This window comes from Micrococcus sp. IITD107, from assembly GCF_041927415.1.
Lineage (GTDB): Bacteria > Actinomycetota > Actinomycetes > Actinomycetales > Micrococcaceae > Citricoccus > Citricoccus terreus.
This window is the reverse complement of record NZ_JBHFFN010000002.1, coordinates 41,292-54,506: the sequence shown is the minus strand read 5'-3', so window position 1 is coordinate 54,506 and position 13,215 is coordinate 41,292. Positions and strand designations below refer to the sequence as shown.

The 13,215-nt window shown below is 69.7% G+C and carries 10 protein-coding genes; 5 read left to right on the top strand and 5 right to left on the bottom strand.

Annotated elements, in window-relative coordinates; genetic code table 11:
- Window positions 1-2: 2 nt before the first annotated feature.
- Both ACEXHE_RS04570 and ACEXHE_RS04565 read right to left on the bottom strand, forming a co-directional pair.
- Window positions 3-1,709 (bottom strand): sodium-dependent transporter, encoded by a 1,707-nt coding sequence (locus ACEXHE_RS04570; RefSeq protein WP_374784894.1) that lies wholly within the window; start codon window positions 1,707-1,709, stop codon window positions 3-5.
- A gap of 129 nt (window positions 1,710-1,838) precedes the next feature.
- Window positions 1,839-3,038: a MarP family serine protease gene (locus tag ACEXHE_RS04565; protein WP_336704155.1), complete on the bottom strand. Its 1,200-nt coding sequence runs from the start codon at window positions 3,036-3,038 to the stop codon at window positions 1,839-1,841.
- Between the two features lie 222 nt (window positions 3,039-3,260).
- Between ACEXHE_RS04565 and ACEXHE_RS04560 the strand changes: the two genes are divergently transcribed.
- Window positions 3,261-3,938 (top strand): Crp/Fnr family transcriptional regulator, encoded by a 678-nt coding sequence (locus ACEXHE_RS04560; RefSeq protein WP_260062639.1) that lies wholly within the window; start codon window positions 3,261-3,263, stop codon window positions 3,936-3,938.
- A 59-nt stretch (window positions 3,939-3,997) separates the two neighbouring features.
- Here ACEXHE_RS04560 and ACEXHE_RS04555 read toward each other — a convergent pair whose 3' ends face one another.
- The 3 genes from ACEXHE_RS04555 to ACEXHE_RS04545 form a co-directional block, all read right to left on the bottom strand.
- The gene (locus ACEXHE_RS04555; protein ID WP_245760624.1) at window positions 3,998-4,945 is read right to left on the bottom strand and encodes an NUDIX hydrolase; all 948 of its coding nucleotides are present in this window, start codon (window positions 4,943-4,945) and stop codon (window positions 3,998-4,000) included.
- A 142-nt stretch (window positions 4,946-5,087) separates the two neighbouring features.
- Window positions 5,088-5,549: a RidA family protein gene (locus ACEXHE_RS04550; RefSeq protein WP_091695948.1), complete on the bottom strand. Its 462-nt coding sequence runs from the start codon at window positions 5,547-5,549 to the stop codon at window positions 5,088-5,090.
- Complete coding sequence (locus tag ACEXHE_RS04545) at window positions 5,549-5,719, bottom strand: DUF4177 domain-containing protein (protein ID WP_091695947.1); 171 nt, start codon at window positions 5,717-5,719, stop codon at window positions 5,549-5,551. Before ACEXHE_RS04545 ends, ACEXHE_RS04550 begins: the two co-directional genes overlap by 1 nt.
- A 111-nt stretch (window positions 5,720-5,830) precedes the next feature.
- Between ACEXHE_RS04545 and ACEXHE_RS04540 the strand changes: the two genes are divergently transcribed.
- From ACEXHE_RS04540 to ACEXHE_RS04525, 4 genes are all read left to right on the top strand, one after another.
- Window positions 5,831-8,077 carry a transglycosylase domain-containing protein gene (locus ACEXHE_RS04540; protein ID WP_374784893.1) on the top strand — a complete coding sequence of 749 codons (2,247 nt, stop codon included), beginning with the start codon at window positions 5,831-5,833 and terminating at the stop codon, window positions 8,075-8,077.
- Complete coding sequence (locus tag ACEXHE_RS04535; protein ID WP_374784892.1) at window positions 8,077-9,015, top strand: metallophosphoesterase; 939 nt, start codon at window positions 8,077-8,079, stop codon at window positions 9,013-9,015. Before ACEXHE_RS04540 ends, ACEXHE_RS04535 begins: the two co-directional genes overlap by 1 nt.
- A 170-nt stretch (window positions 9,016-9,185) precedes the next feature.
- Window positions 9,186-11,306 (top strand): ABC transporter ATP-binding protein, encoded by a 2,121-nt coding sequence (locus ACEXHE_RS04530; protein WP_374784891.1) that lies wholly within the window; start codon window positions 9,186-9,188, stop codon window positions 11,304-11,306.
- Window positions 11,303-13,207 (top strand): ABC transporter ATP-binding protein, encoded by a 1,905-nt coding sequence (locus ACEXHE_RS04525; RefSeq protein WP_356967103.1) that lies wholly within the window; start codon window positions 11,303-11,305, stop codon window positions 13,205-13,207. Before ACEXHE_RS04530 ends, ACEXHE_RS04525 begins: the two co-directional genes overlap by 4 nt.
- The last annotated feature ends 8 nt before the right edge of the window (window positions 13,208-13,215 follow it).

Genomic DNA, 13,215 nt, shown 5'->3' with positions numbered 1-13,215 from the left:
GGTCAGAGTCCCTTCTGCTGGTCGGTGTGATGCCCCGGTTCGGCATCGGGATCTGTCCAACCGTCGTCAGCGGAGACGGTGGCCGGTTCCAGCCGGTCCGTGGCGTGGGCTCGGCGCCGTCGGTTCAGCGACTCGTGCTCCACGAACGGGCTGTCGTCGTCCAGGTGCTCCTGGTGGAGGTTGGACTTCTTGGACCACGGGATCAGGGAGAGCAGCACGGCCAGCACCACCAGGCTCAGGACCATGCCCCAGCCGAAGGTGTTCACGAACCAGGCCGGGAACTCCCCGTAGCCGTCGTTGAGCTTGGCGATGAAGTCGGACAGGAAGGTGTAGGCCAGCACGATTGGCATGATCACGCCCACCATGACCTTGAACAGGGCGCCGAGCCGGAAGGAGGAGACGCTGTTCAGGTGCGCCACCATCCGGTCCAGCAGGCCCAGCACCGCCGCGACCACCAGGACCGAGACCAGGGCGGCGCCCACGATCCCGAAGCTGTTGACGAAGGCGTCGGTGATGTCCAGCAGGTTCAGTCCACTGGTGGTGGAGAACATGGCCAGGGAGACCACCGCGCTCAGTCCCACGACCACCAGCACCGTGGTCCACCGACCCCAGCCCAGCTTGTCCTTCACCGCGGAGACCACCACCTCCAGGATGGAGATCAGAGAGGTGAAGCCGGCCAGGACCAGGGAGCCGAAGAACAGCACGCCGATCAGTGATCCCAGGGGGGCCTCGGAGATGATGGCCGGGAAGGCGATGAAGGCCAGGCCGATGCCCGAGGCGACCACATCGGCGATCTGCACCCCGTTGGCCTGGGCCATGAACCCCAGGGCGGAGAAGACGCCGATGCCGGCCAGGATCTCGAAGCCGGAGTTGGAGAAGCCCACCACCAGGCCGGAGCCGGTGAGGTTGGTGCGCTTCTTCAGATAGGAAGCGTAGGTGATCATGATGCCGAAGCCCACGGAGAGGGAGAAGAAGATCTGGCCGTAGGCGGCGATCCACACGGCCGGGTCGGTCAGGGCCGCCCAGTTGGGGGTGAACAGGGCATTGAGTCCCTCGGTGGCCCCCGGCAGGGTCAGTGCCACGATCACCAGGATCAGGAACATCAGCACCAGCACGGGAATGGAGATCAGGGAGGCCATGGCCACGCCGCGGCGCACGCCGAAGCCCATCACCAGGATGATGATCACCCAGACAGCCAGCATGGGCCAGAACACGCCCGGGACGATGTCCAGGCTGGGGCTGACGTCCTCGGCCACCTGCAGGTACTCGCCGAACAGGAAGCCCTCGGGGTCGTCGCCCCAGGCCTTGGAGATGGAGAACCAGGTGTACATGGACGCCCAGGCAATGATCGCGGCGTAGTACACGCCGATGACCACGCAGATCAGCACCTGCCACCAGCCGATGGACTCGGTCCAGCGGCTCAGTCGGCGGAAGGCCAGCGGGGGCGAGCCACGGAAGCGGTGGCCGATCGCGTAGTCGAAGAACAGCAGGGGGATGCCCGCCGTCAGCAGTGCGACCAGATACGGGATGATGAAGGCGCCGCCGCCGTTCTCATAGGCGATATAGGGGAAGCGCCAGATGTTGCCCAGTCCGACGGCCGAGCCGATGGCCGCGAGGATGAAGGCCCAGCGGCCTGCGAACTCCTCGCGCCCGGACATCTTCCGGGTGGGCTCAGCGCCGGAGCGAGCCGGTGCAGAAGTGGATGACATGGTCGTGTCCTTTGTCGGTGTCCCTCCGGGCCACGGTGCAGGGGATGACGCGCCGCCGACCCGTCGTCGTGATGCAGACCACAGTAGTCCAGCGTGGACGGAATGGCCCGGATCGGAGCCCGGAGTGGATCAGCCGCCCTGGATGCACTGTCCGGTGGAGACGGTCTGCTCCCAGTCCTCGGACTGGGTGAACACATCGCGTGCTTCGTCGCCGGTGATGGCGTAGCCCACGGCCACGTCTGCGGCAGACCGAGCGAAGACCACACCGGCCACACTGCCGTCGGCGGCCAGCAGCGGACCGCCCGAGCCGCCCTGACGGACGTCGGCGTGCAGCTGGTAGATCTCCACCATCCCGGTCTCTCCGCCGTAGATGCTGCTGATCGGCACGGACCCGCGCGCCTGCACCTCGGCTGGGTCCAGGGAGAAGGGACCGCCTGCGGGGTAGCCCATGATGTGGGCGGAGTCGCCGTCCTCCAGGTCAGCACCCGTGGGCAGCACCGGCATCTGCGCCTCATCCACGGCCACCACGGCCAGGTCTCGGTCCGGGTCGAAGTGCACCACCCGCCCGGTGTGGACGGTGCCGTCGAGCTGTTCCACGGCCGGCTCGGTCAGACCGGCGACCACGTGCGCGTTGGTGACCACCCGGTCCGGGGCGATCGCGAAGCCGGAGCCGGTCTGGTTCTGACCGCATTCCACGGACGTTCCGGTGATGCGCACCACGGACTTGGACGCCTCGGTCAGGGCATCACCGGGCGGCGGAGCCGTTGGAGCCACCGTGGGGGTGGAGGCCTCGGGTGCCACCGGCTGGTCGATCTCCGGCACCAGGCCAGCACCGGCCACCGCCGCACGGATCTGGGCGATCATGCCCTTGGTCTGATCTGGGGCCACCTTGTTGATGGTGCTGATCACCCGGGACTGGGAGACCGCCGAGGTCACGGACGGCACACCCATGGTCCCGGCGGAGAAGGCGAGCAGGCCGATCAGCGCCGCGGCCACCACGGTGTTGGCCACGGCTCCGGCCAGACGGTCGGCGGTGCGCAGCGCCGGCAGGGACAGACGCAGCCGGATCCACCGTCCGATGGCGGCGCCGATGGCCTGGCCCACGACGATCAGCAGGATGGCCGCGGCGATGATGGCCACCCAGCGCCAGGCGGGGTCATTGACCCAGGATGAGACGAGGGGGATGGAGAAGAACGAGGCGATGGCGCCGGCGATCAGCCCCGCCATGGTGCCGAGCGTGACCCAGAACCCGCGACGGTAGCCGGCCACCAGGAACATCACCAGGATCAGGAGCAGGGCCGCATCAAGCCAGGTCAGTCCCCAGGGCAAGGCATCTCCAGACCGGGCGGCCGAGAAGGACAGGGTCCGGCGGGGCCGGAGGCATCGTGCCGGGGCCGCCCTGCAGGTTCCATGGCGCACGATGAATGCCCAGACTACCGGCGCAGTCGCAGAGAAACCTGAAGATCATGGGCGGATGGGGCAGAATGGTCCGTGACCCGCGCCACCGGCCTCGGCGAGCGCCAGCACATGACCAGTGAGGACGAAGGATTCATGGATCTTGAGGTACTGCGCAAGGCACCGCTGTTCACCCACCTGGATGACGAGGTCTTCCAGGCTCTGACCGCAGAGCTGACTGAGGTGGACCTCTCCCGCGGCGCCTCGGCGTTCCACGAGGGCGATCAGGGCGACCAGCTCTACGTGATCATGTCCGGCAAGATCAAGCTGGGCCGCACCGCCCCGGACGGCCGGGAGAATCTGCTGGCCATCCTGGGTCCGGGCGAGATCTTCGGTGAGATGGCCCTGTTCAACCCGGCTCCTCGCACCGCCACCGCCACTGCGGTCTCGGCCACGCGCCTGGCCGGCCTGCGCCACGAGAACCTGCGCAAGGTGATCCGCGAGGCCCCCGAGGTCTCCATGCAGCTGCTGCAGGCTCTGGCCCAGCGCCTGTCCAAGACCAACGAGTCCCTGGCGGACCTGGTCTTCTCCGATGTCCCCGGCCGCGTGGCCAAGGCCCTGCTGGACCTGGCCGACCGCTTCGGCCGCCCGGCCGCCGACGGCCTGCTCGTGGCCCACGACCTCACCCAGGAGGAGTTGGCCCAGCTAGTGGGCGCCTCCCGCGAGACCGTGAACAAGGCCCTGGCTGAGTTCGTCCAGCGCGGCTGGCTGCGTCTGGAGAACCGCGCCGTGGTGATCCTGGACCTGCAGCGGCTGCGGCAACGCTCGCGCTGATCGGTCACGATCACCCGCTGAACCGTCACCGGGAGGCCGTTGGTCCTGATGCACCCGCGTCAAGACCAGCGGCCTCCCGGCAGTTCCACTCCCAGGCGAAGGTCGTCGTCGTGCACCGCTGAGGTGCCCGGCGTGGGGTCGGTGTCCGGGTCCGGGGTGTGCCCGTCGATCCGGTCCAGCAGCTCCACCCGGAACTCCGGCACTGAGCCGCGGATGGTCAGGTCCATCATGAACCGGACTGTGGAGCCGGCTGCGGCCATCCGCTCGAGCAGCAGGGGGACGGCCGGGACGGTGAGCCGCCCGAAGGTGCGCCCCACCGTGTCCGGGCGTCCCACGGCATCTCCCAGCCGGGTCTCCCCCAGACCGGCCGTCAGCAGGCCGGCCGGGCGCCAGCGGGCCCAGGTGCCCTTGCCTGCCAGCAGCGAGTCCTGCTGTCCCTGGGGCGCGGCCACGGCGAAGTAGTGCGTGATGAATCGTCGGTGCGCGAAGCCCGGGCTGTGCCATTGACCCACGGCACGCAGCAGGTCCGTGCGGACGCCGTAGCCGCGCCTGCGCAGCACCGAGGCGAGGGTGAGCTCCTGCCGGTCCAGCCCCTGGCGGATCTCCATCCACTCCCCGCCGCCGGGGTCCTCGGCCACGGAGAACCGATCCCGTCCGGCCAGCAGGATCCCGGTCTCCTCGAACAGTTCCCGGACGGCCCCCATGATGTGGCGGCGGGCCAGGCGGTGATCGCTCACTCCCAGCACGCGTGACCACTGGGCGGGGGTGGGCCCGTACCAGGTGCATTCCTCCTCGTCGAAGTCCTCGAGGGATCCGCCGGGGAAGGCCAGCGCCCCGAGCGGGGTCGGTCCGGCGCGATGCCGCAGCAGGGTCTCCACTCCATGCAGCCCGTCACGCACGACGGCCACAGAGGAGGCCCGGCGTGCTGCTCGGGGGCGGCGTTCGCCGTAGGCCACCCAGCTGCGGGCGGCGGTCATCTGCTCGTCGGGCAGGTCGAAGGTGCGCAAGACGGCCGGAGGCGGCTGGCGACGGACCGGGCCGTGGCCCACAGCCAGCCCGGTCCGGGGTCGTCCAGGCACCGTCCCCGCGGCGGGTGCAGGCACCGGCCGGTACGACGACGGCCCCTCACCTGCCGCGGTGGGGTTCACCTCAGTGGAACCGAACGGTCAGCTCCACCTCGACCGGGGAGTCCAGGGGCAGCACGGCCACGCCCACGGCGGAGCGGGCATGCACGCCGGCGTCCCCGAGCACCTGGCCCAGGAACTCGGAGGCGCCGTTGACCACCTGGGGCTGGCCGGTGAAGGAGGGGTCAGAGGCGACGAAGCCGACCACCTTGACCACCTGCTCGATCCGGTCCAGATCGCCCAGCACGGACTTCACGGCGGCCAGCGCGTTGAGCGCACAGCGCTGGGCCAGCTCGGCGGCCTGGTCCGGGGAGACCTCGGCGCCGACCTTGCCGGTGGCCGGCAGCTGTCCGTCCACGAAGGGCAGCTGACCGGAGGTCTGCACATGGTCGCCGTCGATCACGGCGGGGACATAGGCGGCCACGGGGGCGGCCACCTCGGGCAGGCTCAGGCCGAGTTCGGCCAGGCGGTCCTCGACGCGGCTCATCAGTGCGCGCCGGTCTCGCCGGTGGGGCGCTTCAGGTAGGCCACGGGGGCGTTGCCGTCCGGACCGGGGATGACGGTGACGAGCTCCCAGCCGTCTGCCCCCCACTGGTCCAGGATCTGCTTCGTGGCGTGGATGATCAATGGAATGGTCGCGTACTCCCAAGTCGTCATGCGCCCAGCCTAAGCCTTTCCCGCGAGGCGAGGGGCCGTCGTCGGGAATGCTGTGACGTTCACGCCGCCGCCCTGCCGGGCCGTCCAGGTTGGGCACGTAGAATCGCCCGCATGGCCAAGAGCACTTCCCCCTTCTTCGACACTGCCACCACCCTGGGCAAGATCGTCGCCTTCCTCGGCATCAGCGCCCTGTGCGGTGTCCTGGCGGCGGGTCTGATGATGCCCATGGCGGCCATGGGCGGCGCGCTGGCCGACAGCGGCCAGGAGGTCTTCGACCAGCTGCCGGCCGAGCTGAAGGAGGAGCCGCTCTCGGTCCCCTCGCGCATCCTCGCGGAGGACGGCACCGTGCTGGCCACCTTCTATGCGGAGAACCGCGTTCCGGTCGAGCTGGACCAGATCTCGCAGAACATGAAGGACGCGATCGTCTCGATCGAGGATGAGCGCTTCTACGAGCACTCCGGCGTGGACGCCCGCGGCCTGGCCCGCGCGCTGGTGAACAACGCCACCTCCGACTCCCAGCAGGGCGCCTCGACCCTGACCCAGCAGTACGTGAACAACGTGCTGGTGAACTACCAGAGCCTGAACAACGAGCGCACCACCATCTCCGGCACCAAGACTCCGGCAGACAAGCTGCGGGAGATGAAGCTGGCCGTGGCGGTGGAGAAGGAGATGTCCAAGGACCAGATCCTGGAGGGCTACCTGAACATCGTGCTCTTCTCCGGTCGCGTCTACGGCGTGGAGGCGGCCAGCCGCTACTTCTTCAACAAGAACGCCGCCGACCTCACCGTCCCCGAGGCCGCCATGCTCGCCGGCATGGTCCAGTCCCCCAACGGCTACAACCCGGTGACCAACCCGGAGGGAGCTGAAGGCCGCCGCAACGTGGTGCTGGCCTCGATGCTCAAGAACGAGAAGATCACCCAGGCGGAGTACGAGGAGTACAAGGCTGTCCCGGTGGAGAGCATGCTGGATGTCACGCCGCAGGGCTCGGGCTGCTTCGCCGCCGAACTGGGCGCCTACTTCTGCGACTACGTGCAGCTGGAGATCCTGGACGATGAGGCCTTCGGCCCGGACCGCGAGGCCCGTCAGCGCCTGCTGGACCGCGGCGGCCTGACCATCCAGACCACCCTGAATGCGGAGATGCAGCGCGCCGCCGAGGAGGAGGTCTCCTCGCGGGTTCCGCACGACTCCTTCGACGGCGCCGGCGGAGCCATGGTCTCCGTGGAGCCGGGCACCGGCAACATCAAGGCGATGGCCCAGAACACCGTCTACAGCCCCGAGGCCGGCGACGGGAACACCACACTGAACTTCAACACCGACTTCAACCGTGGCGGCTCGCGCGGCTTCCAGGCCGGCTCCACCATGAAGCCGTACGTCTCCCTGGCCTGGGTGGAGGCCGGACACTCGATGATCGACACCATCGATGCCGCCAACGACTACTACCCCCAGTGGACCGAGTTCGAGGCCTCCTGCCAGGAGGGCGGGGACTTCCACCTGCCCGATGAGGACGGCTGGGCGGTGAACAACGCGATCGCCAACATGAAGAAGCCGATGCGGGTGGACTACGGACTGTACTGGTCGATCAACACGGCCACGGCCGCTGAGTTCTACCTGATGGACATGTGCGAGGTCGGCAACCTGACCGAGCGCATGGGCGTCCACCGTGCGGACAACGGCGATCCGATCAACGCCACGCGCCCGTCCTTCATCCTCGGCGCCGAAGAGGTCTCCCCCCTGACCATGGCCGCCTCCTACGCGACCATGGCCAACGACGGCACCTACTGCAAGCCTCGCGCGCTGGTCTCGGTGACCGACACCCGTGGCACCGAGTACCGGGTCCCCGAGGTGGACTGCACCCAGGCCGTGGACACCCAGGTGGTGGCCGAGGTCAACCACACGCTGGAGGCGATCGCGGGTGAGCGCACGGCGCGCGGCGAGCTGCCGTTCCCCGTGGCCGGCAAGACCGGTACGAACAACAACTCCTCCTCCACCTGGTTCGTGGGCTACAGCACCGGCCTGTCCACCGCCTCCTGGGTGGGCAACTACAAGACCACGGTCGAGGGCCTGGCCGGCAAGACCATCGGCGGGGTCTACTTCGAGGACGTCTGGGGTTCGATCATCGCCGGACCGATGTGGGTGGACTTCATGAAGGTGGCCGGACCGCTGGCCGAGCGCAATGAGTTCACCGAGTACACCGGCCCGGTCTCAGATCCGGTGCGCACCGACGGGCGGCATCCGGAGGGCGAGGTCGTCGACGCCGACGCCGGGCGCGGTGGGCCGCTGCCCGAGCGTCGACTGGATGACGACCCCTCCACCTACGGCGGCGCCACCAACGACACCGCGACCGGGTCGGAGGGCTGATGAGGGCACGCGGACTGCTGACCGCTCTCGGGGCCGCCGCCGGCGTCACGGCGGTGGCCGGTGCGGGCACCCTGGCCTACGGCGCCCTGGTGGAGGCCCGGGACTTCCAGGTGCGGCGCGAGCGCCTGGAGATCATCCCCCCGGGGGGACGTGCCCTGCGGATCCTGCACCTGTCCGACATCCACCTGATGCCCACCCAGTTCGAGAAACTGGAATGGCTCTCCACGCTGCACACCCTGGAGCCGGACCTGGTGGTCAACACCGGGGACAACATCGGTTCGGCCGAGTCCATCCGGCCCCTGCTGGACGCCCTGGGCCCGCTGCTGGAGGTCCCCGGGGTGTTCGTGCCCGGTTCCAACGACTACTACGAGCCGCGCCGGGCCAACCCCCTGCGCTACCTCATGGGCCCCTCCAAGCACACCCACCGGCCGAACGAGCTGCCATGGCGTGAGCTGTTCCTGGCCTTCACCGAGCACGGCTGGATCGACGTGACCAACACGCACTGGTCCCGAGTGATGGAGGGCGTGCGGTTGGACGTCGCCGGCACGGATGACCCCCACCTGGAGCGGGACGAGTGGCCCGGTTTCCCCCAGGGCAGCGGCACTCCGGCGCGCAGCCTGTCGATCGGCGTCACGCACGCTCCGTACCGCCGGGTGCTGGATGCGATGGTGGAGGACGGCGCGGACCTGATCTTCGCCGGCCACACCCACGGCGGGCAGATCTGCCTGCCCGGCTACGGAGCGCTGGTGACCAACTGCGATCTGCCCACCAGCCAGGCCAGCGGACTCTCCGCATGGACCCGTTTCGAGCGCACCGTCCCGCTGGAGGTCTCGGCCGGGATCGGCGCCGCCCCGTCGTTCCCGGTGCGCATCGCCTGCAAACCCGAAGCAGTGGTGCTGGACCTGGTTCCCCTGGTGGAGCCGGTCACCGCCGGCTGACGCGGAGCGGTCTCCAGGGACCCTTTCAGAAGTGCGGGTCCGGGCGTAGGATGGTCGACCGTTGCGTCCGATCGGATGCGCTTCACCCCGTCTGACCTTGGCCTCGCGCCAGTGCACCGTCGTCGCTGACCGTGCCACGCGTCCCAGCGTCACGCCCCAGGAGGCCCCGCATGTCCACCTCTGCACCGTCTCAGACGAGGCGCGTCCAGGGGGAGGAACGCACCCTCCGCCAGGCCCTGGGCCGCCTCTCCCCCTACCTGCAGGGCATGCGCTGGCGCTGGGTCGCCGGACTGATCGCCGCCATGCTGGCCGGACTGGTGGCCCTGGCCATCCCGCAGGTCATCCAGGTCCTGGTCAACTCCGTGCTGCGCCCCGGTGGCTCCCAGGCAGATGTCTGGAGCGCCGTCGTCGTGATCGCCGCGCTGGGCATCGCCGAAGGCGTGCTGATCTTCCTGCGCCGTGTCTTCATCCTCCCTCCCGCCGCCGGCGTGGAGAACAGCGCGCGGGTGGCCCTCTACCGCCGCCTGCAGCGCCTGCCCGTGGCCTTCCACGACTCCTGGCCCTCCGGTCAGCTGCTCTCCCGCTCGGTGGCAGACCTGGGCCTGCTGCGCCGGTGGATCGCGTTCGGCTCGGTCATGTTCGTGGTCTCGCTGGTCACGATCGCGGTGGGCCTGGCACTGCTGTTCAGCTCCTCCTGGGTGCTGGGACTGATCTACCTGGCAGGGGCGATCCCGATCATGTGGCGCTCCTTCTACTTCCGCAACGACTTCCGCGCGGCGTCGCGTCTGTCCCAGGACCAGGCCGGCGACCTCGCCACCACCGTGGAGGAGTCCGTCCACGGGATCCGCGTGCTCAAGGCGTTCGGCCGCGGCCGCGAGGCGCTGGAGGGCTTCCGCGGGCAGGCCGACACCCTGCGCGGCACCGAGGTGCACAAGGCCACCGTGCTCTCCAAGTTCATCGCGCTGATCGTCGCCCTGCCGGAGGCGGTGCTGGGCGTGGCCCTGGCCGTGGGGCTCTACCTGACCGCCACGGGCGAGATCACGGTGGGCGCCCTGGCCGCGTTCTTCGCCACCGCGGCCGTGCTCGCCGGGCCCGTGGAGTCGGTGGGCCAGCTGATGGGCATGACCCTCTCGGCCAAGACCGCCATCGATCGGCACATCGACGTGCTGGACTCCCCCGTGGACATCGCCTCCCCCGGTGAGGCCACCTTCGGCGGGGACGAGCGAGCCCAGCCGGCGGCGCACGCGTCGGCGCAGGAGCACCGCGGCGGGGGCGCCCTGGCGTTCCGGGGCGCCCAGTTCCGCTACCCGGATGCCCCGGCCGACTCCACACCGCTGCTGCAGGAGATCACCCTGGAGCTGGTCCCCGGGGAGACCATGGCCCTGGTGGGACTGACCGGCTCCGGCAAGTCCACCCTGGTCCAGCTGGTCCCGCGCCTGTACGACGTCACCGCAGGCGCCGTGCTGGTGGACGGGACAGACGTGCGCGAGTTCGACCTGACCGAGCTGCGCCGGCGCGTGTCCATTGCCTTCGAGGACGCCACCCTGTTCTCGGACACCATCCGCAACAACGTCCTGCTGGGCGCGCCGGAGCAGATTCTGGCCGATCCCGCCCGCGCCGACGCCCTGCTCGAGCTCGCGCTGGACACCGCCCAGGCACAGTTCGCCCACGAGATGCCCGAGGGCGTGGACACGGAGATCGGCGAGGAGGGCCTGAGCCTGTCCGGCGGTCAGCGCCAGCGGATCGCCCTGGCCCGCTCGATCGCCGCCCAGCCGCAGATCCTGGTGCTGGACGACCCGCTCTCCGCCCTGGACGTGCGCACCGAGGAGAAGGTCACCGCCCGTCTGCGCGAGGTCCTGTCCGGCACCACCACGCTGATCGTGGCGCACCGCCCGTCCACGGTGGCCCTGGCCGACCGCGTCGCCGTGCTCCAGCAGGGCCGAATCGTGGACGTGGGCACGCACACCGAGCTGCTGCGGCGCTCGGCCGACTACCGCTTCATCATCTCCAGCTTCGAGGAGGACCGCTCCATCGAGTCGGTCATGGACTCCGGCGTCATCACCGGAATGCTCCCGGTGGTCTCCCCGGACCATCAGGGTCCCGACGACGGCTACGCACCCGGGCAGGGCGCCTCGCCGGATGCGGGTGGAGACGAGGACGGGGCGGATTTCACCGAGACCGAGCGCCGGGCCGTGGAGGCGAGGGCGGACGTGGTCGCCGATAACCCCGCCGAGGCGGTCACTGATGCCGACACCCCCGGCACCGACGCACGGACAGGAGAGGCCCGATGAGCCGCACGCCCTCGACGCCGCAGCCCTCCCGCGCGCCCGGAACGGACACCCCCGAGAACGACTCCCCCACCCTGCTGGGCGTGCGCGGCGAGGAGCGGCTGGACCTCTCCGTGGCCGAACGCCGGTACATCCGCCAGCGCTCCTGGCGACTTCTGGCCGACCTGGCCCGCCCGGTGAAGTGGAAGCTGATCCTGACCGCCGTGCTGGTGGTCATCTCCAACGCCGCCCGTGCGGCCTTCCCCCTGATCATCGCCTGGGCCATCGACTGGGGCCTGCCGGAGATCGTCTCCACGTTGGAGGCCGGAGGCTCTGCAGGGCCGGTGATGGCCGTCGTCGGGGGGACCTATCTGGCGGCCGCGCTCACCGCCGGCCTGCTGCTGGGCACCTACACCTGGATGACCGCCCGGGTCAGCCAGGCCATGCTGCTGGACCTGCGCGTGTGGGTGTTCCGGCACACCCAGCGGCTGAGTCTGGAGTTCCATGAGACGTACACCTCCGGGCGGGTGATCTCCCGGCAGACCTCGGACCTGGAGTCGCTGCGCGAGCTGCTGGACCAGGGTGTGTCCTCGCTGGTCTCCGGCATGATGTTCATGCTCTTCACCGCCGCCTCGATCTTCATCCTGGACTGGCGTTCCGGGCTGATCCTGCTGGTGGCGTTCATCCCGGTGACGATCGCCGTGCGCTGGTACCAGGTGCGTTCGGAGGCGGTGTACCGCGAGTCGCGGGTGTCCTCGGCCCGGATGATCGTGCACTTCGTGGAGACCATGACCGGCATCCGCGCCGTGCAGGCCTTCCGCCGTCAGCGTGCCAATGACGAGAAGTACGAGCGGCTGGCCACCAAGTACCGCGACGACATGGTGCGTTCGCTGAACCTGTTCGGCGTGCTGCAGCCCACCCTGGTGATCACCGGCAACCTGACCGTGGTAGCGCTGCTGCTCTTCGGCGGCTTCCGCGTGCTGGACGGCACCCTGGCGGTCGGCGTGCTGGTGGCGCTGCTGCTGGCCGGCAAGCGCGTGTTCCAGCCCATGGAGCAGGTGGCCATGTTCTACTCCTCGTTCCAGTCCGCCACGGCGGCGCTGGAGAAGGTCTCCGGACTGCTCGAGGAGATGCCCACTGTGCGCGAGGCGGACCGGCCCGTGCCGCTGCCCGCTGCCGAGGGTCGCCTGGAGTTCCGGGACGCGGTGTTCGGCTACGGCGACGGCAAGGTCATCCTGCCCGAGTTCGACCTGACCATCCCCGCCGGGCAGACCGTGGCGGTGGTGGGCCAGACCGGTGCCGGCAAGTCCACGCTGGTGAAGCTGATCGCCCGCTTCTATGACCTGAGCTCCGGGTCACTGACCCTGGACGGGGTGGAGCTGAATGAGCTCTCCCAGGCCGACCTGCGGCGCAACGTGGTGATGGTGACCCAGGAGGCGTTCCTGTTCTCCGGGACGGTGGCCGAGAACATCGCCCTGGGCCGGCCGGATGCCTCCGACGCCGAGATCCAGGCCGCCGCGCAGGCCGTGGGCGCGCACGAGTTCATCCTGGCCCTGCCCGAGGGCTACGACACCGACGTCACCAAACGCGGCGGACGGCTCTCGGCCGGTCAGCGTCAGCTGGTCAGCTTCGCCCGCGCGTTCCTGGCCGATCCCGCCGTGCTGATCCTGGACGAGGCCACCAGCTCCCTGGACCTGCCCAGCGAACGGCTGGTGCAGGCCGGTCTGGAACGGCTGCTGGGCAACCGGACGGCCCTGATCATCGCGCACCGGCTCTCCACCGTGGAGATCGCCGACCGCGTCCTGGTGGTGCATGACGGCCGCGTGGTGGAGGACGGCTCCCCCGCGGAGCTGATCGCCTCCGGCGGACGGTTCGCGGAGCTGCACGGGGCCTGGCGGAACTCGCTGGTCTCCGGGGACGAGTGAGTCCGGTG

What these genes read in the sequence shown, in the direction of transcription:
- ACEXHE_RS04545 (WP_091695947.1), bottom strand. Translation starts at nt 5,719, where the DNA reads ATGACGACTTGGGAGTACGCGACCATTCCATTGATCATCCACGCCACG.
- ACEXHE_RS04525 (WP_356967103.1), top strand. Translation starts at nt 11,303, where the DNA reads ATGAGCCGCACGCCCTCGACGCCGCAGCCCTCCCGCGCGCCCGGAACG.
- ACEXHE_RS04560 (WP_260062639.1), top strand. Translation starts at nt 3,261, where the DNA reads ATGGATCTTGAGGTACTGCGCAAGGCACCGCTGTTCACCCACCTGGAT.
- ACEXHE_RS04530 (WP_374784891.1), top strand. Translation starts at nt 9,186, where the DNA reads ATGTCCACCTCTGCACCGTCTCAGACGAGGCGCGTCCAGGGGGAGGAA.
- ACEXHE_RS04540 (WP_374784893.1), top strand. Translation starts at nt 5,831, where the DNA reads ATGGCCAAGAGCACTTCCCCCTTCTTCGACACTGCCACCACCCTGGGC.
- ACEXHE_RS04550 (WP_091695948.1), bottom strand. Translation starts at nt 5,549, where the DNA reads ATGAGCCGCGTCGAGGACCGCCTGGCCGAACTCGGCCTGAGCCTGCCC.
- ACEXHE_RS04570 (WP_374784894.1), bottom strand. Translation starts at nt 1,709, where the DNA reads ATGTCATCCACTTCTGCACCGGCTCGCTCCGGCGCTGAGCCCACCCGG.
- ACEXHE_RS04535 (WP_374784892.1), top strand. Translation starts at nt 8,077, where the DNA reads ATGAGGGCACGCGGACTGCTGACCGCTCTCGGGGCCGCCGCCGGCGTC.